The 23,373-nt window shown below is 70.2% G+C and carries 21 protein-coding genes; 12 read left to right on the top strand and 9 right to left on the bottom strand.

The window, feature by feature from the left end:
• Positions 1-59: 59 nt before the first annotated feature.
• The gene (locus ABZ642_RS23080) at positions 60-941 is read right to left on the bottom strand and encodes a hypothetical protein (RefSeq protein WP_360487094.1); all 882 of its coding nucleotides are present in this window, start codon (positions 939-941) and stop codon (positions 60-62) included.
• Between the two features lie 201 nt (positions 942-1,142).
• Between ABZ642_RS23080 and ABZ642_RS23085 the strand changes: the two genes are divergently transcribed.
• The 8 genes from ABZ642_RS23085 to ABZ642_RS23120 all read left to right on the top strand — a co-directional run bounded on the left by ABZ642_RS23085 (position 1,143) and on the right by ABZ642_RS23120 (position 11,789).
• Positions 1,143-2,300, top strand: coding sequence for a mandelate racemase/muconate lactonizing enzyme family protein (locus ABZ642_RS23085; protein WP_360487097.1), 1,158 nt, complete (start codon positions 1,143-1,145; stop codon positions 2,298-2,300).
• Entirely contained in the window at positions 2,297-3,301 is a 1,005-nt protein-coding gene (locus tag ABZ642_RS23090; protein WP_360487100.1) for an alcohol dehydrogenase catalytic domain-containing protein, read from the top strand. Before ABZ642_RS23085 ends, ABZ642_RS23090 begins: the two co-directional genes overlap by 4 nt.
• 114 nt (positions 3,302-3,415) lie before the next feature.
• Positions 3,416-4,396 (top strand): hypothetical protein, encoded by a 981-nt coding sequence (locus ABZ642_RS23095; RefSeq protein WP_360487103.1) that lies wholly within the window; start codon positions 3,416-3,418, stop codon positions 4,394-4,396.
• A gap of 156 nt (positions 4,397-4,552) precedes the next feature.
• Positions 4,553-5,662: a multiple monosaccharide ABC transporter substrate-binding protein gene (chvE, locus tag ABZ642_RS23100; RefSeq protein ID WP_360487106.1), complete on the top strand. Its 1,110-nt coding sequence runs from the start codon at positions 4,553-4,555 to the stop codon at positions 5,660-5,662.
• Positions 5,663-5,705: 43 nt separating this feature from the next.
• Entirely contained in the window at positions 5,706-7,256 is a 1,551-nt protein-coding gene (gene mmsA, locus ABZ642_RS23105; protein ID WP_360487109.1) for a multiple monosaccharide ABC transporter ATP-binding protein, read from the top strand.
• Positions 7,253-8,497, top strand: a complete 1,245-nt coding sequence (mmsB, locus tag ABZ642_RS23110) for a multiple monosaccharide ABC transporter permease (protein WP_360487112.1) — start codon at positions 7,253-7,255, stop codon at positions 8,495-8,497. Before mmsA ends, mmsB begins: the two co-directional genes overlap by 4 nt.
• Before the next feature lie 161 nt (positions 8,498-8,658).
• The gene (locus ABZ642_RS23115) at positions 8,659-9,813 is read left to right on the top strand and encodes an aldose epimerase family protein (protein ID WP_360487114.1); all 1,155 of its coding nucleotides are present in this window, start codon (positions 8,659-8,661) and stop codon (positions 9,811-9,813) included.
• A gap of 260 nt (positions 9,814-10,073) precedes the next feature.
• Positions 10,074-11,789 (top strand): aminotransferase class I/II-fold pyridoxal phosphate-dependent enzyme, encoded by a 1,716-nt coding sequence (locus tag ABZ642_RS23120; protein WP_360487117.1) that lies wholly within the window; start codon positions 10,074-10,076, stop codon positions 11,787-11,789.
• A 69-nt stretch (positions 11,790-11,858) separates the two neighbouring features.
• Here the strand turns inward: ABZ642_RS23120 and ABZ642_RS23125 are convergent, their stop codons facing one another.
• The 5 genes from ABZ642_RS23125 to ABZ642_RS23145 form a co-directional block, all read right to left on the bottom strand.
• Positions 11,859-13,478, bottom strand: coding sequence for a methyltransferase (locus ABZ642_RS23125; RefSeq protein ID WP_360487120.1), 1,620 nt, complete (start codon positions 13,476-13,478; stop codon positions 11,859-11,861).
• A 56-nt stretch (positions 13,479-13,534) separates the two neighbouring features.
• Complete coding sequence (locus ABZ642_RS23130) at positions 13,535-14,695, bottom strand: 4-hydroxybenzoate 3-monooxygenase (protein WP_360487123.1); 1,161 nt, start codon at positions 14,693-14,695, stop codon at positions 13,535-13,537.
• A 297-nt stretch (positions 14,696-14,992) separates the two neighbouring features.
• A complete protein-coding gene (locus ABZ642_RS23135) occupies positions 14,993-15,913 on the bottom strand; it encodes a UTP--glucose-1-phosphate uridylyltransferase (RefSeq protein WP_360487126.1) in 921 nt (306 codons plus the stop codon).
• Positions 15,914-16,154: 241 nt separating this feature from the next.
• Entirely contained in the window at positions 16,155-17,384 is a 1,230-nt protein-coding gene (locus tag ABZ642_RS23140) for a CoA transferase (protein WP_360487129.1), read from the bottom strand.
• Positions 17,385-17,389: 5 nt separating this feature from the next.
• On the bottom strand, positions 17,390-18,616 hold the full coding sequence (locus tag ABZ642_RS23145) for an acyl-CoA dehydrogenase family protein (RefSeq protein ID WP_360487132.1): 1,227 nt from the start codon (positions 18,614-18,616) through the stop codon (positions 17,390-17,392).
• Positions 18,617-18,887: 271 nt separating this feature from the next.
• Here ABZ642_RS23145 and ABZ642_RS23150 point away from each other — a divergent pair, with 271 nt between their 5' ends.
• Positions 18,888-19,646, top strand: a complete 759-nt coding sequence (locus ABZ642_RS23150; protein ID WP_360487134.1) for an intradiol ring-cleavage dioxygenase — start codon at positions 18,888-18,890, stop codon at positions 19,644-19,646.
• 3 nt (positions 19,647-19,649) lie between these two features.
• Here ABZ642_RS23150 and ABZ642_RS23155 read toward each other — a convergent pair whose 3' ends face one another.
• Positions 19,650-20,111, bottom strand: coding sequence for an ATP-binding protein (locus tag ABZ642_RS23155; protein WP_360487336.1), 462 nt, complete (start codon positions 20,109-20,111; stop codon positions 19,650-19,652).
• A gap of 110 nt (positions 20,112-20,221) precedes the next feature.
• Between ABZ642_RS23155 and ABZ642_RS23160 the strand changes: the two genes are divergently transcribed.
• On the top strand, positions 20,222-20,752 hold the full coding sequence (locus ABZ642_RS23160) for a hypothetical protein (RefSeq protein WP_360487137.1): 531 nt from the start codon (positions 20,222-20,224) through the stop codon (positions 20,750-20,752).
• Between the two features lie 4 nt (positions 20,753-20,756).
• On the opposite strand, the gene ABZ642_RS23165 is transcribed toward ABZ642_RS23160, so the two are convergent.
• Positions 20,757-21,017, bottom strand: a complete 261-nt coding sequence (locus ABZ642_RS23165) for a hypothetical protein (RefSeq protein ID WP_360487140.1) — start codon at positions 21,015-21,017, stop codon at positions 20,757-20,759.
• A 3-nt stretch (positions 21,018-21,020) separates the two neighbouring features.
• The gene (locus ABZ642_RS23170; RefSeq protein WP_360487143.1) at positions 21,021-21,413 is read right to left on the bottom strand and encodes a nuclear transport factor 2 family protein; all 393 of its coding nucleotides are present in this window, start codon (positions 21,411-21,413) and stop codon (positions 21,021-21,023) included.
• A gap of 122 nt (positions 21,414-21,535) precedes the next feature.
• Between ABZ642_RS23170 and ABZ642_RS23175 the strand changes: the two genes are divergently transcribed.
• Together ABZ642_RS23175 and ABZ642_RS23180 are read left to right on the top strand one after the other, a co-directional pair.
• Entirely contained in the window at positions 21,536-22,372 is an 837-nt protein-coding gene (locus ABZ642_RS23175; RefSeq protein WP_360487146.1) for a helix-turn-helix transcriptional regulator, read from the top strand.
• Positions 22,351-23,340, top strand: a complete 990-nt coding sequence (locus tag ABZ642_RS23180; RefSeq protein ID WP_360487149.1) for a helix-turn-helix domain-containing protein — start codon at positions 22,351-22,353, stop codon at positions 23,338-23,340. Before ABZ642_RS23175 ends, ABZ642_RS23180 begins: the two co-directional genes overlap by 22 nt.
• Positions 23,341-23,373 lie beyond the last annotated feature (33 nt).

Raw genomic sequence — 23,373 nt, forward strand, 5'->3', positions numbered from 1 at the left:
CAGTTCCCCGCGCCCCTTGCGGGGCGCTTCGGTGGACGCTTCTTCCACGTGCGGCTCCTTTAGGAGCACCACCACAGGAACCGTGTGCACGAGTGGCTCTGGGACGGAGTCGGACTCGGGTCGGAGGTCGTCGGGTCCGCCGTCGGCGTCGAGGGCGCCGAAGAGGTCGGGTCCGCCGTCGGTGTCTGCGGGCCGGTGCCCGCACCCGTCGTCGCCGACTGCGCCGAGGTGCCCTTCGGGGACGCCGACGGGGAGCCGGACGCCTTGTCCTTCGACGCGGAGGGGGACGGGGAGGCGGAAGGGTCGGTGGAGGCCGAGCTCGCCGGGCCGCTCGCGCCGGACGTGTCGCCCAGGGGCTCGGCCGTCGTACCCGGGGACGACGTCGACGTGCCGCCGTCGGCGGTGTCGGCGCCCGCCGAGGCCGGGCCGGGGCTGGTGAACGGTATGGCGTCGGTGCCGAGTTCGGTGAGGCTCAGGGCGCCCGCCGCCAGCACGCACGCCGCGCTCACGAGCAGGATCCTGCGGCGCCGCCGGCGATGGGCCGCGGCCTTGCGGTCACGACGGCTGCCGTCGGCCCCGGACGGCTCCTCGACGCCCTCGGAGAGGCTCTCGGCGGCTCGCCCCCGGCTGCGGCCGCCACGCCCGCGCGCCGCCCGTCGCCGGTCCGCCCGGCCACCCGGCAGGGGCTCGTCGCCCTCACCGTCGTAGCCGTCGCCGTCGTAGCCCTCGCCGTCGTAGCCCTCGCCGTCGTAGCCGCCGTCGGTGCCGGTGCCGCCGTGGCCGTGGAAATCCGGCTCCGGGTAAGGGGTTTGACCGGTCGCGGCCGGGTCGGGGGCCGTCGCTTCCGGCGCGGACGCGCGTAGCGTTTCGACCGGAGCGCCGCACCCCGGGCAGGCGAGGGCGCCGTTGAGGTGCCGTCGGCACGGGTGGCAGTAGTCCATGACGCGGGAAGACTAAGTTCCCCACCGGTCACTTAACCACCCGGCCCTGTGAAGGTTCTGTGGGGGACCGAAAAAGCTGTCGAAAGCCTTGCCGAAACCGTTACCTGTTCGCCCCATTGACACCCCCGCCGTCCCATCCTTACTGTCACGCCAGCATTTCGAACGTGTGACGAAATCTCGAACAGCTGAGGGGCAACTGCCGTGCGCATCACCGGAATCAGCACACACGTGGTCGGGACGCCGTGGCGCAACCTGACGTACGTCCAGGTGCACACCGACGAAGGGATCACCGGAGTCGGCGAGACCCGGATGCTCGGTCACACCGACGCGCTGATCGGCTATCTGCGAGAGGCCGAGGCCAACCACATCCTCGGTTCCGACCCGTTCGCAGTGGAAGACCTGGTACGCCGGATGAAGTACGGCGACTACGGCCGGGCGGGCGAGATCGTCATGTCCGGCATCGCCGTGGTGGAGATGGCCTGCTGGGACATCAAGGGCAAGGCACTGGGCGTGCCGGTGTGGCAGCTGCTCGGCGGGAAGGTCACCGACAAGGTCAAGGCGTACGCCAACGGCTGGTACACGACCGAGCGAACGCCGGAGGCGTACCACAAGGCCGCCCAGGGGGTGATCGAGCGCGGGTACCGGGCGCTGAAGATCGACCCGTTCGGGACCGGGCACTTCGAACTCGACCACGAGCAGACGCTGTACTCCGTGTCGCTGATCGAGGCCGTGCGGGACGCCATCGGGCCGGAGGCCGAGCTGATGCTGGAGATGCACGGCCGCTTCTCCCCCGCGACGGCCGTACGGCTCGCGCGCGAGCTGGCGCCCTTCAAGCCGGCCTGGCTGGAGGAGCCCTGCCCGCCGGAGAACCTGAAGGCGCTGGAGAAGGTCGCCGCCAAGGTGGACATCCCGGTCGCCACCGGTGAGCGCATCCACGACCGCATCGAGTTCCGCGAGCTCTTCGAGAGCCAGTCCGTGGACATCATCCAGCCGGACGTCGGCCATATCGGTGGAATCTGGGAGACGCGGAAGCTGGCCGCCACCGCCGAGACGCACTACGTACTGGTCGCGCCGCACAACGTCGGCGGATCCGTGCTGACCGCCGCCTCCCTCCAGGTCGGGTTCACCTCCCCGAACTTCAAGATCCTGGAGCACTTCAACGACTTCGCCGACGCCGAGATCAAGAAGGTGGTCAAGGGCGCGCCGGAGGTCGTCGACGGGTACTTCCACCTGTCCGACGCACCCGGCCTCGGGGTGGAGTTCGACACCGACGCCGCCGCCGAGTTCCCGCAGCAGCAGGCCCGCTTCGACCTCTGGGCCGACGGCTGGGAGCAGCGCAAGCCCAAGGGGACCAAGTGAGCACCCAGGTCGTCGTCGAGGCGCCGGGCAGCCACCGGGTCGAGGAGCACACGCCTCGCGAGCCCGGTCCGGGCGAGGCTCTGGTCGCCGTGCACGCGGTCGGTATTTGCGGAAGCGACCGCGAGGTGTACCAGGGGAACCGGCCCGAGGGGTACGTCCGGTACCCGCTGACGCCGGGACACGAGTGGTCGGGGACGGTCGAGAGGATCGGCCCCGGCGTCCCCGCCTCGCTCGTCGGCCGCAAGGTCGTCGGCGAGGGTTTCCGGAACTGCCAGGTGTGCGACCGGTGTCACGCCGGCGAGACCACCCTGTGCACGGACGGGTACGAGGAGACCGGGTTCACCCAGCCGGGCGCCATGGCCGCCACGCTCACGCTCCCGGCCCGGCTGCTGCACGCCCTGCCGGACGACGCGGACCTGACCGCCGCCGCCCTCCTCGAACCGGCCGCCTGTATCGCGGCGGCCGCGCTGAAGGGCAACGCGCGGCCGGGTGAGCGGGTCGCGGTGGTCGGCACCGGGACGCTCGGCATGTTCGCCGTGCAGTTCCTGCGGGCGATCTCGCCGGGCGAGCTGCTGGTGGTCGGGACCCGGAACGACCGGGAGGCGCTCTCCCGGCAGTTCGGCGCCACCGACTTCCGCACCAGGGACCAGGAGCTTCCCGACGACTTCGACGTCGTCGTCGAGACCGCCGGGTCCGCGTCCGCCGCGCGCACCGCCGCCGGACTGCTCCGGCGCGGCGGGCGCCTGGTCCTGACCGGTATCCCGGCCGCCGGTGCCGAGGGTCTGGACCCGACCGATCTGGTCGTACGGCAGCTGGAGGTGCACACCGTCTTCGGGGCGCCGCCGGACGCCTGGTCGCACACCGTGCGGGTCTTCGGGGCCGGGCTTCTCGATCCGCTGCCGCTGGTCACGCACGAGCTGCCGCTGACCGAGTTCCCGCACGCCATCGAGCTGGTGGGGGCCGGCGATCCGAAGGTGGGCAAGGTGCTGCTCCGCCCCTAGTCGTACGCCGGTCGCGGCGTGCCCTGACCTCGCCGTGGCCGGCGTACCACCAAGCCGCTTTTTCTGCCCCGAGCCGCGAACCTTGTCCGAAATACCGAACGTGAAGGACAGCTTGTGACGACCGACGCTTCCGTTACGGCGGCCCGCCGACCCGGTGAGCAGGCACTCGCCGCCCTCGGCCTGGGTGCGCCCGCCCTCGACCCCGCCGACGCCTCCGCCCACAGCTTCCCGGGCGGCGGCAAGTGGCGCACCGAGATCCCCTCCTGCGAGGGTCCCGAGGCGCTGGCCGTCGTGCTCAAGGAGTCCTCGCGGCTGGACGTGCCGATCCACCGGATCAGCCAGGGCAGCGGCGTGTGGATGCTCACCGACGCCGAGATCACCGAGATGGTCGAGGCGACCAACGCGCGTGACATCGAGCTCTGCCTGTTCACCGGCCCGCGCGGCACCTGGGACATCGGCGGCTCCGTGCGCTCCGACTCGCGGGGGGCCGGACTGCGCGCGCGGGGCCATGACGCGGTCGCCGGATGCGTCGAAGACGCCGTGCGGGCGACGGAGTTGGGCGTCAAGTGCCTGCTCGTCGCCGACGAGGGCGTGCTGTGGACGCTGCACCGGGCCCGGCGGGCGGGGATCATCCCGGCCGACACCACGCTGAAGGTGTCCGCGCTCGTCGGGCCGGTCAACCCGGCGTCGTACTCGGTCTTCGAGCACCTCGGCGCCGACTCCGTCAACGTGCCGAGCGACCTGACGCTCGATCACCTCACCGAGATCCGCCGGGTGTCCGGCGCCCCCATGGACATGTACATCGAGGCCCCCGACGACCTCGGCGGCTACGTCCGGATGTACGAGGTCGCCGAGCTGATCCGGCGCGGCGCACCGATCTACCTGAAGTTCGGCCTGTCCAAGGCGCCCGGCATCTACCCGTGGGGCACCCATCTGCGGGACGTGACCCTGGACACCGCGCGGGAGCGGGTGCGGCGGGGTCGGCTCGCGTTGGACCTGCTGGCGCGGCACGGGGCGGACGGGGAGATGGCGCCGCTGGGGTCCCGGTTGCCGGGACGTCTGAACCGATTCCCCGTCGAAGCTTCCGCCGGATGACGGATGGGGACTGCGGGCCGCCTGCCACTGCGGGTCGTGTGCGGCCGGTCGCGCCCACACGGCGGAGCCGCAGTCCAGTACAGCCCCGCGCCCCTCGGGGCGCTCAACAGACCTCGCAAGTACCTCTCAACGACGAGAAGAACAGGGACCGATCACATGCGTACTCGTAGAAGCGCCGTCACCCTCATAGCCGGGGCCGCCTCCCTCGCCCTGACCCTGTCCGCCTGTGGGCAGAGCGGTGAAGGCGGCAGCAAGGAGGGCGGCGGCAGCGCCAAGGGCGGCACGATCGGCATCGCGATGCCGACCAAGTCCTCCGAGCGCTGGATCGCCGACGGCAACAACGTCGTCAAGAACCTGAAGTCCAAGGGCTACAAGACCCAGCTGGTCTACGGCGAGGACGACCCGGAGACCCAGGTCTCGCAGATCGAGAACCTGATCACCCAGGGCGTCAAGGGCCTGATCATCGCGGCCATCGACAACAAGTCCCTGAACAACGTGCTCCAGGAGGCCGCGGACGCCAACATCCCGGTCATCGCTTACGACCGCCTCATCCTCGGCACCAAGAACGTCGACTACTACGCGTCCTTCGACAACGAGAAGGTCGGTGTCGAGCAGGGCACGTACATCGTGCACAAGCTGGGTCTGGACAGCGGCAAGAAGGGTCCGTTCAACATCGAGCTGTTCGCCGGCTCGAACGACGACAACAACACCAAGTACTTCTTCAACGGCGCGATGAGCGTGCTCCAGCCGTACATCGACAAGAAGGAGCTGGTGGTCAAGTCCGGCCAGACCGCGCTGAACAAGGTCACCACCCTGCGCTGGGACGGCGCGACCGCGCAGGCGCGTATGGAGGACATCCTCACCTCCTCCTACAAGTCCGCCAAGGTCGACGCGGTGCTCTCGCCGTACGACGGCATCTCGATCGGCATCCTCGCCGCGCTGAAGTCGGACGGCTACGGGTCCAGCAGCCAGCCGCTGCCGGTCATCACCGGGCAGGACGCCGAGCTGGCCTCGGTGAAGTCGATCATCGCGGGCCAGCAGACGCAGACCGTCTACAAGGACACCCGGCAGCTCGCCAAGGTCGCCGCGACCATGGTCGACGACGTCCTGAACAAGAAGACCCCGCAGGTCAACGACACCAAGACGTACGACAACGGGTCCAAGGTCGTCCCCGCCTACCTGCTCCAGCCGGTGAGCGTCGACAAGTCCAACTACGAGGACGTCCTGGTCAAGGGCGGCTACTACACCGACGCCGAGCTCAAGTAATCCGCCGGCCCCTGATCGACCATCACTGACTGGAAGGCAGACCATGGCGGGACCCGTCCTGGAAATGCGCTCGATCGTCAAGACCTTTCCCGGTGTCAAGGCGCTCTCGGACGTCACCCTGACCGTCCGTCAGGGCGAGGTCCACGCCATCTGCGGGGAGAACGGCGCCGGCAAGTCGACCCTGATGAAGGTCCTCTCCGGCGTCCACCCGCACGGCAGTTACGCGGGCGACATCCTCTTCGAGGGCGAGCTGTGCAGGTTCGGTGACATCCGGGCGAGCGAGCAGCGCGGCATCGTGATCATCCACCAGGAGCTGGCGCTGTCGCCGTACCTCTCGCTGGCGGAGAACATCTTCCTCGGCAACGAACACGCCAAGGGCGGGTTCATCGACTGGCGGGAGACCCTGCGGCACGCCACCGAGCTGCTGCGCCGGGTGGGTCTGGACGACCACCCGGAGACCCGCGTCACCGACATCGGCGTGGGCAAGCAGCAGCTGGTGGAGATCGCGAAGGCGCTGTCGAAGAAGGTGAAGCTGCTCATCCTCGACGAGCCGACCGCGGCTCTGAACGACGAGGACAGCGGCAAACTCCTCGACCTCATCCTGGAGCTGAAGAACCAGGGCATCACCTCGATCATCATCTCGCACAAGCTCAACGAGATCCGCCGGGTAGCCGACTCGGTGACGATCCTCCGTGACGGCCACTCCATCGAGACCCTCGACGTGAAGGCGCGGGAGACGACCGAGGAGCGGATCATCGCGGGCATGGTGGGCCGCGATCTGGACCACCGCTTTCCCGAACGGACCGCGTACGACGGCGAGGAGGACGCGGCCCCGGCTCTGGAGATCCGCGACTGGACGGTGCGGCACCCGATCGACCAGGAGCGCAAGGTCGTCGACGACGTGTCGATCCATGTCCGGCGCGGCGAGATCGTCGGTATCGCGGGCCTGATGGGCGCGGGCCGGACCGAACTCGCGATGAGCGTCTTCGGGCGGTCCTACGGCCGGTACGCGGGCGGCTCGGTCCTCAAGGACGGCACCGAGATCCGTACCAAGTCGGTCGCCGAGGCGGTCGGCCACGGCATCGCCTATGTCACCGAGGACCGCAAGCACTACGGCCTCAACCTCATCGACACCATCAACCGCAACATCTCACTGACCGCGCTGAACAAGGTCGCCAAGCGCGGGATCGTGGACGAGCACGAGGAGCGGCAGGTCTCCGAGGGCTACCGCACGTCCATGAACATCAAGGCTCCGACCGTCTTCGAGCCGGTGGGCAAGCTGTCGGGCGGCAACCAGCAGAAGGTCGTCCTCAGCAAGTGGATCTTCGCGGGCCCGGACGTGCTGATCCTGGACGAGCCGACCCGCGGGATCGACGTCGGCGCCAAGTACGAGATCTACACGGTCATCGACCAGCTCGCCGCCCAGGGCAAGGCGGTCGTCTTCATCTCCTCCGAGCTGCCCGAGCTGCTCGGCATGTGCGACCGCATCTACACCATGGCCGCCGGCCGGCTGACCGGTGAGGTGCCCCGGGCCGAGGCCACGCAGGAAGTGCTGATGCGCCATATGACGAAGGACAAAGAGGTAACGCGATGAGCACGGATGTCACCGCCAAGAGCCCGGCGCCCGCGCCGCCGGGCAGGAGCGGATCGGCAGACGGCACCGGCCTGATCCGGCTGGTGCTCGACGGACTGCGCCGCAACATGCGCCAGTACGGCATGCTGATCGCACTCGGTCTGATCGTCGCCCTGTTCGCGGTGTGGACCGACGGGGACCTGCTGCTGCCGCGCAACGTCTCCAACCTGGTCCTGCAGAACAGCTACATCCTGATCCTCGCCATCGGCATGATGATGGTGATCATCGCCGGCCACATCGACCTGTCGGTCGGCTCGCTGACGGCGTTCGTGGGCGCCTTCGCGGCCGTGCTGACGGTCAATCACGGAGTGCCCTGGCCGGTCGCGTTGCTCCTGTGCCTGACGATGGGTGCCGTGGCCGGCGCGCTGCAAGGCGTGCTGATCGCCTACTTGGGCATACCGTCGTTCATCGTCACCCTCGCCGGGATGCTGCTCTTCCGCGGTCTCACGGAGATCCTGCTCCAGGGCCAGACGATCGGCCCGTTCCCGAACGGCCTGCAGAAGCTGGGCAACGGCTTCCTCCCCGAGGTGGGCCCGCACACCAACTACCACAACATCACGCTGCTGCTGGGTGTCGTGCTGATCGCCGCCGTGGTCTGGCAGGAGTTCCGGGACCGGCGCCGCCAGCAGGAGTTCGCCCTGGACGTGCCGCCCACCCGGCTGTTCCTGCTCAAGCTGACCGCGCTGATCGCCGCCATCCTCGCCCTCACCCTGCTGCTCGCCAGCTACAAGGGCGCCCCGATCATCCTGATCGTCCTGGGCGCGCTGGTCGTCGGCTACGGCTACGTGATGCGCAACGCGGTCTTCGGCCGGCACATCTACGCGATCGGCGGCAACCTGCCGGCGGCCAAGCTGTCCGGCGTCAAGGACAAGAAGGTCTCCTTCTACGTCTTCCTGAACATGGGCGTGCTCGCGGCCCTGGCCGGTCTGGTGGTCGCCGCCCGGCTGAACGCGGCCTCGCCGAAGGCGGGCGACGGCTTCGAACTGGAGGCGATCGCCTCCTCGTTCATCGGCGGCGCCTCCATGAGCGGCGGTGTCGGCACCATCCTCGGTGCCATCATCGGCGGTCTCGTCCTCGGCGTGCTGAACAACGGCATGAACCTCCTCAGCGTCGGCACCGACTGGCAGCAGGTCATCAAGGGCCTCGCCCTCCTCGCGGCGGTCGGATTCGACGTGTGGAACAAGCGCAAGTCCGGTTCGTAGTCAGCGCAGGCGCTCCGCTGGAAGGCCGAATGAAAACTGCGGGCCGGTGGGGGCTGGTCGCGCCCACGCGGCGGCAGCCGCACGTTCGACACACCCCCGCGCCCCTACGGGGCGCGGGATCCAGCGGGCGCCTTTCAACTCTCTTTTCAAGGAGCCGCTAGATGGAACTGAACAGACGCACGGTCATCGCGGGAGCCGCGGCGGCGGGGATAGCCGCCACCACCCTCGGCACGGGAACCGCCGAGGCCTCCTCGGGACGCAGGAAGCCGGTGAAGGAGCTCTTCGGTACCCTCGCCGACGGGACGAAGGTCCACCGCTGGTCCCTGGAGAACGGCGGCACCCGCCTCAAGGTCCTCTCCTACGGCGGCATCATCCAGTCCCTGGAGATCCCGGACCGGCACGGCAGGTACGCCAACGTGTCGCTCGGTTACGACAACCTGGCCGCGTACGTAGCCGGAACCACCTTCTTCGGCGCGACCATCGGCCGGTACGGGAACCGGATCGCCAAGGGCCGGTTCACCCTCGACGGCAAGAGCTACCAGCTCTCCGTCAACGACGGCGTCAACAGCCTGCACGGCGGCGCCAAGGGCTTCAACACGAAGGTCTGGGACATCGAGGGCTTCACCTCGGGCTCCGACGTCGGGCTGCGCCTGCACTACACGAGCGTCGACGGCGAGATGGGCTACCCGGGCACCCTCAGGACGAAGGTCACGTTCACCCTCGACCGGCACGGCGACTGGATCATCGACTACGAGGCCACCACCGACAAGCCGACCGTGGTCAACCTCACCAACCACACCTACTGGAACCTCGCCGGTGAGGGCACGGGCACGATCGAGGACCACGAGCTGACGATCGCCGCCGGCCGCTACACGCCCACCGACTCGGGTCTGATCCCGACGGGCGAACGGGCCACGGTCTCCGGCACCCCCTTCGACTTCCGCAAGGGCAAGCCGGTCGGCCGGGACATCCGCGCGGGTCACCCCCAGCAGGTGCAGGCCAAGGGCTTCGACCACAACTGGGTCCTCGACAAGGGCGTCACGGCCGAGCCGGAGCACATCGCCACCCTGCGCGACCCGCGCTCCGGCCGTACCCTGAAGATCGCCACGGACCAGCCGGGCCTGCAGTTCTACTCGGGCAACTTCCTCGACGGCACCCTCATCGGCACCTCCGGCCACACCTACCGGCAGGGCGACGGACTGTGCCTGGAGACGCAGCACTTCCCCGACTCGCCGAACCACGCGGACTTCCCGTCGACGGTGCTGCGGCCGGGGCAGGTCTACCGGACACGGACGGTTCATTCGTTCGGGGCCTGAGGTGAGTCGGCGTGGGCGCGGCCGGCAAGGGGCCGGTCGCGCCCACGCGGCGGAGCCGCATATCGGCACAGCTCCGCGCCCCTGACGGGGCGCCGCACAGCCCGGTGCCGAGAGGAAACGTACACTCACACTTTTTTCACACCGCTTGAACAGCGCAACACCCGCCTCCGTACTCAAGGGCGGCCCGTGCTCCCCCGCGCGGGCCACCCAAGACGACGGGCCCGGTCGTCCCCACCGGGCCCGCCTCATACGGAGGTTCAATGGCAGGCAACGTCACCTCGTTGTTCCGCAGCGGCGCGCACAGCCCGTCGATGGCGGCGCTGACCCGCGAGGGGGGCGAGGGGGCCGGTCCCGTCGACTTCTGCATTCCCTGCAATCCGTACTTCCCCACCCCGGCGATGATGGAAACGATGGCGTCCAGACTGAAGGACATCATCACGTTCTATCCGAGCAGCGCCGACACCATCACCGCCGAGCTCTGCCAGCTCCTCCAGCTCCCGCCGCAGGCCGTCGCCATGGGCAACGGCTCCACCGAGCTGATCACCTGGATCGACCACCTGCTGGTCCGCGAGTCCCTCGCCATCCCCGTCCCCACCTTCGGCCGCTGGACCGACCAGCCGATGGAGACCGGCAAGCGCGTCGACATGTTCCCGCTCCAGGAGTCCAACGGCTTCGCCCTGGACCTCGCGCAGTACGCCGAGTTCATCCGCAAGCGGGGCACCAGGGTCGCCGTCATCTGCAACCCCAACAACCCCGACGGCGGCTTCCTCCACAAGCAGGCCCTGGTGCAGTTCATGGACGCCATGGCCGACCTGGACCTGATCGTCATCGACGAGTCGTTCCTGGAGTTCGCCGACGCCGAGGCCGAGCCCAGCGTCGTCCAGGAGGCGATGCTCCGGCCGAACGTCATCGTGCTGCGCAGCCTCGGCAAGAACTTCGGTCTGCACGGCATACGGTTCGGCTACATGGTCGCCAACCCCTCGCTGGCCGGCAAGGTCCGCTCGATGCTGCCGAAGTGGAACCTCAACGCGTTCGCCGAGTACGTCGTCTTCATGCTCAAGGAGCACGGCGCCGAGTACGCGCAGAGCCTGCTCCAGGTCCGCAAGGACCGGCTGGAGATGGCCAGCCAGCTCTCCGTCCTGCCGGGTCTGACCGTCTACCCCTCGCAGGGCAACTTTCTCTTCGTACGACTTCCCGTCGGTGCCGAAGGCACGGTGGTCCGGGACCGGATGCTCACCGAGCACCGCATCCTGGTCCGCGAGTGCGGGAACAAGATCGGTTCGTCCAGCCGCTTCCTGAGGCTCGTGGTGCGCCCCGAGGTGGACGTGCGTCGCCTGGTGTCCGCCATGGAGCAGGTGCTCTACGGGTCCAGGAGGGGAGCCGCCGTGCCCGAGCTGGGCAATGGGACCAGCTACAGCTCGGGTACGGCGGCGGTGGACCGGCTGGTGAGCGAGACCAACGGAGCGGGCATGCAACTCGCCCAGGCCGTCGGCATGGGGCCCGTCCCGGGTCTGGCCGCGGCACCGGCCATGGGGCCGGGTCTGGCCGCGGCGCCGGCCATGGGACCGGGTCTGGCCGCGGCGCCCGCGATGGGACCGGGTCTCGCCGCCGCTCCCGCCGCCGGTGTCGGCATGCCGCTCCCCGTCGCCGGTCCGCCGGCCGGGATGCCGATGCCGGCGGCAGCGCCCGTCCTGCAGCAGCCTCAGCCGATGGTGGCCCAGATGCAGCCGCCCATGCAGCCGGCCATGCAGGCCCCGATGCAGATGCCCATGCAGGCACCGATGTCCATGCCGCCGTCCGCTCCGGCCGGGCCCACCCCGACCGGGGTTCCTGCGCGGGGTGGGCTGACCGCCGCGCAGGTACGGGGGATGACGGCGCCGGCGCCTCCGGCGCCCGAGCTGGCCCCGGCGCCGGCCACGGGGTGGCCGAACGCGCAGAGCTGGCCCAACGCGGCGGGGATGGGGCAGGCCGGTTAGGCGCCGTAGGGGGCAGTGCGTGGTCGGGTGCGGCGCCGTTGCGGCTGGTCGCGCAGTTCCCCGCGCCCCTTACGGGGCGCTGATCCGCACGGCGTGCAACAGTGAGGCGCCCAACGGGAGTTCGTGGCAGGCCACCGGTTGGAAGCCCGTCTCCTCCAGCAGTTGCCGGTAGTGGGACTCCTCCCGTTCCCGGCCGCCCACGTTGCACAGCATGTGGAGGTCCCAGGCCGCCGCGGTGCTGGTGGGCAACAGGCGTTCCACCAGGAGGAGTTCGGCGCCCGGGCGCATGGCCTGGGCGCACCGGGTGAGGATGGTGCGGCAGCGTTCGTCGTCCCAGTCGTGCAGGACGCGGGACAGGAGGTAGACGTCGCCGCCCTCGGGTACGGACTGCGTGAAGTCCCCGGCGGCGAAGGTGCAGCGGCCGGTCAGGTCGGCCAGTTCGGTCCGGGCCGCCTCCAGGGCTTCCGGTCGCTCCAGGAGGACGCCCTCGACATGGCCGTGGGCGCGCAGCACCCGGCCGAGCAGCGCGCCGTTGCCGCCGCCGACGTCCACCACCCGCCGTACGCCGGAGAAGTCGACCAGGTCGGGGACCGGCGTGAACATCTCCGCGCTCGCGGCCATCGCCCGGTGGAAGAGGTCGCCGAGTTCGGGGTGCTCGGCGAAGTAGGGGAAGTGGTGCTGTCCGTAGCGGTGGGCGAAAGCTTCCTGCCCGGTGCGTACGGCGTACGTCAGGCCGGCGAAGGAGTCGTAGAAAGGGCCGCCGTACAGCAGCGCGAGCGGGTGCAGGGAGAACCCGGTGCCGGTGTGCAGGGGCTCGCCGAGGGCGGTGAGGTGGTAGGTGCCGTCGGCCGAGGCGGTCAGCAGGCCCAGGGTGGCCAGGTAGCGCAGGAGCCGGCGCAGCGCGTCGGGGTCTGTGCCGGTGTGGTCCGCGAGGGTGTCGGCGTCCAGGCCCGGCCGGGCGGCGAGGTGGTCGGCGATGCGGAGTTCGGCCATGGTGCGGACGGCCTGGGTGGCCCAGGCGCCGGTCATCACGCCGAGCAGGGAGAGGGTCGCGTCCGGCACGGGGTCGTGGCGGCCGGGGAGGCGCAGTTCGAAGCGGCGGTGGTGGGCGGTGCGGAAGTAGAGGACGGTGACGTTCTCGTGTTTGTTGTAGCCGCCGCCGTCCGGGACCGCGCCCGCGCGTTCGGTCAGCAGGGTGCGCAGTCCGGCCGGGATCACCCGTCCCGGTGCGGTCACGGCGAACGCGTGGTGGGACTCGTGGCCGGCGGCGCGTTCGTCGGCGGCGACCGTCTCCAGTGGGGAGCCGGGCGGCACGGGCAGCGCGAAGATCTCCACGGTCCGCCCGGCGACGGGCACGTGCACGATGGCGACCGGGCTGTCGGCGACCGCCGAGCCATAGCGCCGGGCCAGCCGTCCGCGTACCACCACGCTCGGTGTGAGGGGTCCCGGTTCCAGCCCGGCGCGCCGCAGTTCGTCGGGGAGCGTGTCGAGGGAGGCGGGGAAGACCAGCACGGCGGTGTGGTCGTAGACGAGATGGCGGGCGACGTCGGCCCGCTCCTCGGCCGTCAGATCGGGCAGCAGGTCGGCGAGGACCCGGTCGGTGTCGTGGTCGCGGACGTGACCGGCCGCGTGCCGGATCCGTTCCAGGTCGGTTTCCGTCAGACATGCTTGAACGACGGAGAGGTTCATGAAGGGTTCCCGTTGATCGTGGGGTGGGGAGAACCGGGCGTTGTGGGTCCCGGGGATCAGATGCCGGTGTAGTTCTCGGCGAAGAAGTCCTGGTGGGAGCGGGAGGTGCGGAGGCTCTCCAGTCGGGCGTGCTGCAGCGCCCGCCCGTAGCGGGCCGTGGCGTCGTCGCCGTCGGGGCCGTGCAGCAGGGTGCTCATCCACTGCGAGAACTCGTGGGCGTGCCAGACGCGGGGCAGGCAGTCGCCCGCGTACCGGGCGAGGCCGGCCTCGTCGCCGTGTGCCACAGCTCGCGCAAGGGCGCGGGCGAGCAACTCGGCTTGCAGGATCGCGAGGTTGGCGCCCTTGGCCGCGGACGGGCTGATGAGCCCGGCGGAGTCACCGGCCAGCCACAGCCGTCCGGTGCCCGGGGACTCCAGTACGTCGGAGCGCAGGTCGACGAGCGTCTTCTCCAGGACGGCGCCCTCGCGCAGCGGCCCGAACTCGGCCGTCCGCATCCGGGTCGCCAGCTCCGTCCAGATCCGGTCCTCGCTCCACTCGGCGGGGTCGGTGCCGCGCGGGCACTGCAGGTAGTACCGGGTGACGGAGGCGGTGCGGGCCATGTGGCCGGCGAACCCCCGCGCGTGCAGGGCGTATCCGACGGCCGACAGACTAGGCGGGGCCGCGACGAGGACGGCCAGCCAGGAGACGCCGTGGTCCCAGCGGGCGGTCCGGGTGCCATGGGCCGTCATCGCGGTGCGGCCGATCCCCCGGTGTCCGTCGCATCCGGCGACGTACCGCCCGGTGACGTCGGTGCCGCCGCGCACCCGTACCCGGCCGTCGGTGACCTCCTCGGCCTCGGCGCCGAACCGGATCTCCCCGCCGCGCCGCAGGTACTCGGCGATCAGGTCCCGTACGAGTTCCTGCTGGGGGTAGACGGTGTGCGGCTCGCCGAGGCCCAACTTTCCGTAGTCCAGGGTGAATTCGCCCCGGTCACTGCGGAACAGGCAGGTCGTGTGAGTCTGCCCGCGGGCGAGCAGGCCGGCCGCCAGGCCGTTCTCCGTCAGGATCCGTACCGAGTGGGGGGCGAGGAAACCGGCCCTGGCCCGGCCCTCCACCGCTTCCCGGGCGCGCCGTTCCAGGATCACGCAGTCGACACCGCGGTCCAGGAGCAGGTTCCCCAGCACGAGCCCTGCCGGTCCAGCGCCGACGATCACCACACCGACCTGTGCTGTTGTCATACCCGCCCCCGACGTTTCCTTCTTGCCAGGAGGTTTCATATCAGCCGAATCCTGGATACAGGCGGCCAAAGCGGGTTGAAGCGGGATGATTAGCCCGAAAGGGTGGCCGAGGATCGCGAGGAGTCAAAAGGCCGGGGTAAACGCCGCGGTGCCCGTCCGCAATCATGCGGACGGGCACCGGATGGAGCGCCGGGCAGGCCTTGCACCTGCATTTCCCCGCAGGAAGCGGGGCGTCTTTCCTTGGACCACCAACGCAGCACCAGCCACCGGGATTTGCGGCGACCAGCTCTGAAACGATCATACCGTATCCGGCGCGCCCTCCAGCTCCTCGTCGAGCCCGCGGACCAGGCCGCGCAGGACGGGCCCGTACTCGGGGTGGGAGAGGGCGAAGGCCATCTGGGCGACTAGGTAGTCGGCCGGGTTGCCGGTGTCGTACCAGCGGCCCTGGATGACCTGCCCGTAGACGGCCCGGCTGGCGGCGTAGGCGTTGATGGCGTCGGTCAGGTAGACCTCGCCGGTGCGGTGCTCGTACCAGCGGCGGGTCTGTTCACGCAGTTCGTCGACGATGCCGGGGGTGATGACGTAACCGCCGATCGCCGCGTACGGGGACGGGGCGTCGGCCGGCGCGGGCTTCTCCACCAGGCCGGTGATGCGCAGCTGGCCGTCGCCGAGGTCCTCCTTGACTATGGGCACGCCGTAGCGCTGGGAGTCGGCGGGGTCCATCGGCAGCAGGGCCAGCACCGGGCAGCCGGTCTGCTCGTAGGCGCGGATCAGCTGCTGGGAGCGGGGGACGTCGGCGACGAACACGTCGTCCGGCCAGAGCACCAGGACCGGCTCGTCGCCGAAGGAACGGGCGGCGTTCAGCACGGGCGTGCCGTTGCCGTAGGGGCCGTACTGGTCGAGGTAGGTGATGTGGCCGCGGCGGGCCAGTTCGGCGACCTCCTCGACGGCGTCCGCGTAGGCGGTCTTCCCGTCGGCGCGCAGCTGTTCCACGAGCCCGGGGTTGGGCCGGAAGTGGTCCTGGATCAGGCTCTTGCCGCCCGAGACGACGATGGTGATGTCGGTGATGCCGGAGTCCACCAGCTCCCGCACGGTGTGCTCGATCACCGGTTTGTCGCCGACCGGGAGCATCTCCTTCGGCGTGGCCTTCGTCAGCGGCAGCAGACGGGAGCCGAGTCCGGCGGCGGGGATCACGGCCCTGCGGATCGTCGGGGGCATCAGGTCTCTCTCGGTCGGACGGCACGGGGTACGCCGACGCTACCAACGCCCCCTGTCCCATCCGGCGAACGCCGACCGGCCGGACCCCTTCGTCCAGGTGACTTCAAGGCGAAGTCGAGGCGAAGGCCGAGGTGAAGGCCGCAACGAAGGCCGAGGTGAAGGCCGCGACGAAGGCCGCGACGAAGGGGGACGGACGTCCCGGCCCGCGGACTCCTCCGACGAGGCCGCCGTGCTCACCCGGCTACTCCGGTTCCGTCTCCGTCGCTCCGGAGACCACTCCCCGGGCACGCAGTTCGGTGATCTCGGCGGGGCCGAAGCCCAGCTCGGCGAGGATCTCGTCGTTGTGCTCGCCCAGGTCGGGCGCCCGTCTCGCCGGCACCTTCGGCACCCCTCGGAGGTTGACCGGGCTGCTGACGGTCTCCGCCAGCCCGCTGACCCCCTCCAGCGGGACCACGATGTCGTTCACGCGCAGCTGCGGGTCCCGCGCGGCCTCTTCCGGCGTCTGGATGAGGCTGTAGGTGATGCGTTCCCGGTCCAGCGCGTCCTTCCAGTGGGCGAAGGGCCGCGAGCGGAACGCGGTGTCGAGCAGCTCGGCCAGCGCGGAGGCGTGCCGGACCAGACCCTCCAGGTCGGCGAAGCGGGGGTCCTCCAGCAGTTCGGGGTGTCCGACGGCGCGTGCCAGTCCCTGCCAGCGCGCGGGTGAGGCGACCAGCATGAGCCACTCGCCGTCCGCGGTCCGGTAGGGGTTGTTCAGCGGGTTCGCCGGTGCCTTCCGGTCGTGCAGCTCGAAGGGTGTGCCGTCGGCGAGGGCGCCGGCCACGAGGGTTCCGGTGGCCCAGACGCCGGTGGCGAGCAGTGACGTCCCGACGTTGGCCCCTTGTCCCGTTCGCTCGCGGCGGTAGAGGGCGGTCGTGATCGCCGCGTAGATGGCGATCGCCGTCGTGTAGTCGCCGCTGCCCCAGACCGGGACGGTCGGCGGGGCGCCCGCGTCACGGGTGGAGGCCAGCAGGCCGCTGCGGGACCAGAAGGCGGTCAGGTCGAAGCCCGGCTGCCGGGCGTCGGGGCCCGCGTCCCCGAAGCCGGTGAGGTCGGCGTAGACGACCCGCGGGTTCCAGCCGGACACCTCCTCGTAGCCGAGGTGCAGCTTCTCGCGGGTGCCGTGCGGGAAGTTGGTGATCACCACGTCGGCCCACTCGACGAGCCGCTTGAGGACCTCGACGGCCGAAGGCGACTTCAGGTCCAGCGCGATGCCCCGCTTGTTGCGGTTGGCGAGGTGCCAGCTGTAGTTCGCCTTCGCCTGCGGACTGGGCGGCACGGAACTCAGCCGCCGCTGGGGGTCGCCCGCCCCCGGCGGCTCGATCTTGATGACGTCCGCTCCGAAGTCGGAGAGCACGGTGGCCGCGGCCGGTGCCGCGATGAACGAGGACGCGTCGAGGACCTTCAGGCCGGTGAAGACGGATTCGGTGGTCATCGTCATCACTTCACGAAGGCGCTCAGGCCGCCGGTGACGGCGCGTCCCACGATCAGGGTCTGGATCTCCCGCGTGCCCTCGTACGAGTAGAGGGCCTCGGCGTCGGCGACGAAGCGGCCGACCTTGTAGTCCAGGACGATGCCGTTGCCGGCCAGCAGCTCCCGGGCCCACCCGACGCTCTCCCGCATCCGCACGGTGCAGTACGCCTTCGCCAGGGCGGAGTGCTCGTCCTTGAAGATCCCGGCGTCCTGCAACTGGGCCAGGCGCACCACCATCCCGCACGAGGCGGTGGCATTGCCGAGCATCTTCACCAGCAGGTCCTGGACGAGCTGGAAGCCGCCGATCGGGCGCCCGAACTGCTCGCGTTCCTTCGCGTACTGCAACGCGATCTCGTAGGCGCCGAACATCGTCCCCACGGCCTGCCAGGCCACCCCGCTGCGCGTCTGGCGCAGGATGCCGGCGGTGTCCTTGAACGAGTTCGCGTTCTGCAGCCGGTTGGCCTCCGGGACGCGACAGTCTTCGAGCACGATGTCGGCGTTCTGCACGATCCGCAGCGCCATCTTGTTCTCGATCTTCGTCGCCGTGAACCCGGGGGTGTCCTTCTCCACGACGAAGCCGAGCACGTGGTTGGTCTCGGTGTCCCGCGCCCAGATGACGACCAGGTCGGCGAAGGTCGCGTTGCCGATCCACCGCTTGGCCCCGTCGAGGATCCAGCCGTCGCCGTCGCGGCGCGCGGTGGTCCGCAGGCCGCCGGCCACGTCGGAACCCCCGTGCGGCTCGGTCAGCCCGAAGGCTCCGATCTTCTCGAAGCGGCTCATCGCCGGCAGCCACCGCTGCTTCTGCTCCTCGGAGCCACAGGCGAGGATCGAGCCCATGGCGAGCCCCGTGTGCACGCCGGAGAAGGTCGCCAAGGACGCGTCGGCATGCGCGAATTCCAGCGCCAGGAATCCCGAAAGGAGATTGCTCGGCTTGGATTCCGTGGAGGCCGGGTCCGCCCAGTCCACCAGCCCGAGCCCGCCGAATCCCTCCACGAGCTGGAAGGGGAACTCGGCCCGGGCCCAGTAGTCGTCGACGAGGGGAGCGGCCTGCGTGTCGAGGAATTCGCGGACGCGCCCGATCTTCTCCCGCTCGCTGTCCGTCAGCAGTTCCTCGAAGGAATAGAAATCGGCGGGCAGCAGCCCTTTGCCCAGGTAGGGGCCGGACGGCGTCGGCAGAAGCGGATTGGCAGCCATGGAACATCTTCCTCCGGCACTGCGGGACATCTCGGTTCTCTGGTGCGATTAGAACCGGTTTCCGTGCCGATTCCGTCGAGCCCTCGCCGTTCAGGGGGTGCCCTCGTCGCGGTGAACTACACCAATGGCCCTCTTCATGCCCGGTGCCTTCGAGTTCCGCGGTGTCGAAGGGTGATTGCCCGTTCGGCTGTCTCAACTCAGGACTTGACGGGTGTCCACTTTGCCGAACTGACAGCTTTCCGACAGCAACCGTCCCTACGGTGCCGTGTCCATGACAGACACCTCAGAAGGTGCCCGCTCCGTCGGGCGCCGTACCGTACTCGTCGCCACCGGGACGACCGCCGCTGCCCTGGCCGTAGGCGCAGCGGTCTCGACCGAGGCCCCCGCGGCAGCCGCCGCCCCCGACCTCAAGCCGGCCGCCGCCGCGGTGGTCTGCACACTCACGGAGGAGATGACCGAAGGCCCCTACTACCTCGACGGGGCGCTGGTGCGCACCGACATCACCGAGGGCAAGCCCGGCATCACGTTCAAGCTCGCGCTCACCGTCGTCAACTCCGCCTGCACCGTCATCCCCAACGCCCTGGTGGAGGTCTGGCACACCGACGCGCTCGGCGAGTACTCCGGCTACGTCGGCAACAACGGCCACAACGAGGCCGACGACGGGACCTTCCTGCGCGGCGGCGTGCTCACCAACTCCAGCGGCGTCGCCAACATCACCACCATCTACCCCGGGTGGTACCGGGGCCGCTGCATCCACATCCACGTGAAGGTCCATACAGGCGTCACCCTGACGTCCGACGGCTCCTTCACCGGCGGCAGGACAGTGCACACGGGCCAGCTCTTCATCAACGAGACCATCACCACGGCCGTCGCCAAGGTCTCGCCCTACTCGACCAACACGACCACTCGCACCACCCTCGCCCAGGACTCCATCTACGACGACGGCGGCGCCTCCTCCGGCCTGCTGACCGTCACCGGTTCCACCACCGCCGGCTACACCGGCACGCTCACCCTCGGCGTCTCCAGCTGACCCTCAGGGTCTGCGCCGAAAAGGCAGGTCCACCTCGGCCCGTACGGTCTTGCCCGGTGCGTCGGCGCAGTCCCTGCTCAGCACCTCCCACCGATCGGCCAGCGCGCCCACCAGCACGAGCCCGCGCCCGCCGTCGTCCAGCGGCCCGCCCGGCCGTACGACGCCGGGTGCGGGCGGCCGCCGTTCGGCCAGGGTGTCCGCGACCTCGCCCCGCACGCTCCCCGCCACCAGCGACACCCGCAACTCGAAGTCCCGCCCCGGCACCCGCCCGTGCGTCACGGCGTTGGCCGCGAGCTCCGCGACGACCACGCCGACCTTGTCGACGATTTCGGCCGAGGCGAACGGGCCGCCCCACACGTGGAGTTGGGCGACGGCGAGATGGCGGGCGAGGCGGGCGTCGCGTGGGGTGGCAATGAGCCGCTGGGCGAGTGATCGACTCCGATTCCCAACGACCAGGAACTGGATGACCGGGTGGCCGCACGCATCGCCCGGCACTCTTCCTCCACCCGACCTCCACATGCAGTGAACGGCGTGATTTGATCCCGGTACTGCGAGTCCACCGGGGAGATCCAGCCATGCCCAGACGCCTTTTCGCCGTGTTCCTGGCACTGAGCGCCACCGCCCTCACCTCGTGCTCCGACGGCGGGGGTACGGCCCTGGAGGGCAGCCTGCAGGCCTACGGCATCTCCGGGTACGAGCACGCCCAGGTCGGCAAGGAGTACTGGGTGAGCATGCTGCAGATGGAGAACAAGTCGGGGAAGCCGCTCACCGTCCTCAGCGGGAAGATCGTCCATGTGCCGGCCGGGCTGCGGATCACGGGGTACCGGATCAACAGCTCCGGCGGCATCGGCGGTCACCCCATAGGGGCGACGCCCGTCGGTGCCGCGGAAGACGTCGACCGTGCCGGTGATCACAAGGGCAGTTCGATCCAGATCAAGGCGCACGCCCTGTCGGACCTGTACTACGAGGCCCGGGTCAAGGTGACCGGCGCCGTGCACGGGGACCTGACCACCTGCCACTACGAGTACCGGCAGGGCTCCACCACGTACCACCAGGACATCGGCTGCGACACCCGGATCCGCCTCGGCAAGCCCGTGACCGGCTGAAGCCCTAGACCAGCCACTTCCCGTCGCGCATCAGGGTCCGCCCGGCCAACTCCGCAACGGTGCCCCATGCTTGCAGCACCTGCGGGGTGACCTGGAAGAAGACATACGACGGGTGGTCCTCGCGAGGGTCCCAGCCGTCCTTGGCGGCGAAGGCGTCGCCCACCTCCTTCGGAAGCTCCTCCCGGGTCAGCATGCGCGCGGTGCCGTGGACCAGGACCACGTCCCGGGCAGGACCGAAGGAGAGCCGGACCCGGCAGCCCGACATGGTCTAGTCGTGCGCCGCCGGGTCGAACCCCTCGGGCGCCCGGTCGAGGAAGACCGTGACGGAGCTGATCCGGCCGTCCCCGTCGAGGTGCAGCACATCGGTTCCGGTGGCGAAGGAGGTGTCCGCGCCGTCGCCGGTGAGGATCTCCCACCGGAGCCGGGCGCGGTCGTGGTGGACCTGGGGCTGGTCGCGCAGGCGGAGCGTGACCGGGCCCATGTGGGCGGCGAACTGGTTGCGGAAGTCGATCAGCGCCTGGGTCCCGTTGAGGACTCCGATCTGGGCGCGGTACTCGACGCCGTCGGCGAAGGCGGCCGCCGCGTGTGCGCGCTGCTCCTGCTCGGTCCCGGTGTTCCAGAACCGTACGTACTCGTCCAGACGTTCTGCGGTCTCGGTCATGATGGTCGTCCCCTCGCGGTGAAGTGGGCTGTCTGCTCACGACTTTGGAGGCGCGGGGCGCGTACTGTCGATGACCTGCGAGGTCATTGCCGTGGCCCGCGCCGCCGGGCAGCCTGAGGTGCATGACGACGACCACAACCGAGCCGGTCGGGGTGCTGGTGCGGCGCTGGCGTGAGCGGCGGCGGCGTTCGCAGCTGGACGTGTCGCTCGCCGCCGAGTTGTCGACCCGGCACCTGAGCTGTATCGAGACCGGGCGGGCCAACCCGAGCCGGGACATGATCCGGCGGCTGTGCGACGAACTCGACGTGCCGCTGCGGGAGCGCAACGCGCTCTATCTGGCGGCCGGCTTCGCCCCGGTGCACCGCGAACGCACCTATGCCGATCTGGGCGCGGCACGCGCGGCGGTGGAGGCCGTCCTCACCGGGCACGAGCCGAATCCGGCGCTCGCCGTCAACGTGCGGTGGGAGCTGCTGGCCGCGAACCGTGCCATGGGGCTGTTCCTCGGCGATGTCACGCCGGGCGTGACCGGTCCGCCGCTCAACGTGCTGCGGGCGACCCTGCACCCCGACGGCCTCTCCGGACGCATCCGGAACCTCGCGCAGTGGCGTGCGCACGTACTGCGCCGGGTCCGCCGCCAGCTGGACCGTACCTCGGCCGCAGGACTCGCCGAACTCCTCACGGAACTGGAGAGCTACCCGGCCCCCGGGCCGGACGAGCCCCGGGACAGCGGATCGGCCTACGACGACCTGGTGGTCCCCCTGCGTCTGTCCTCCGACCACGGCGACCTCGCCCTGCTCTACACCACCACGGTGTTCGGTTCCCCGCGGGACGTGACCCTGGACGAGATCGCCATCGAGACCTTCTTCCCGGCGGACGCGCGTACGGCTGCGGCGTTGCGGGCGATGGCCGGACAGGCGGTGAGCGATAGAATCGTGCCATGCCCGATATCGACTTCCTGAAGACCCGCCCCCACCGGGTCGTCGTGCTCGCCCTCGACGGGGTCTACCCCTTCGAGCTGGGCATCCCGAACCGGGTCTTCCCGTGCGTCCCGGGCGCCTACGAGGTGCTGACCTGCGCGGCGACCGACGACCGTACGGTGGCGACCAACGCCGACTTCACGGTCACCGTCGGCCACGGGCCCGAGGTGCTGGAGAGCGCGGACACCGTGGTCGTACCGCCGTACGACATGTCACGGATCACGGACGAGCTGCCCGCGCCGGTCGCCGCCGCGCTCGCGCGGATCCGGCCCGGTGCGCGGATCGTCTCCATCTGCACGGGGGCGTTCACCCTCGCGGCCGCCGGGCTGCTCGACGGGCGGCCCGCGACCACGCACTGGGCGCTGGCGCCCCGGTTCCGCCGGATGTTCCCGCAGGTCGCCCTGGATCAGGATGTGCTGTTCATCGACGACGGTGAGGTGCTGACCTCCGCGGGCGCCGCCTCCGGTGTCGACGTCTGCCTGCACATCGTCCGCTCCGACCACGGCAGCGCGGTCGCCAACAGCGTGGCCCGGCAGTGCGTCGTACCGCCGTGGCGGGACGGCGGCCAGGCGCAGTACATCGAGCAGCCGGTGCCGGACGAGAGCGCCACCGGGACCGCGGCCACCCGGGCCTGGGCCCTGGAGAACCTGGAACGGCCGCTGGCTCTAAGGGAGTTGGCCGAGCATGCCCGGATGAGCCAGCGCACCTTCGCGCGCCGCTTCCTGGACGAGACCGGGGTCAGTCCCGGCCGCTGGCTGATCCAGCAGCGGGTGCACCGGGCCCGCCACCTGCTGGAGACCAGCGACCTGGCGATCGACCGGATCGCCGCGGAGGTCGGCTTCGCCACCGGCACGTCCCTGCGGCAGCACCTGCACGCTGCGATCGGGGTGTCCCCGCAGGCGTACCGGAACACGTTCCGGGCGACGGCGACCGCGACGGCCGGGGGCTGAACCGGGCCGCTCCGGCCCTCGCACAGCGCCGGG

This window comes from Streptomyces sp. NPDC007157 (genome assembly GCF_040634235.1).
Lineage (GTDB): Bacteria > Actinomycetota > Actinomycetes > Streptomycetales > Streptomycetaceae > Streptomyces.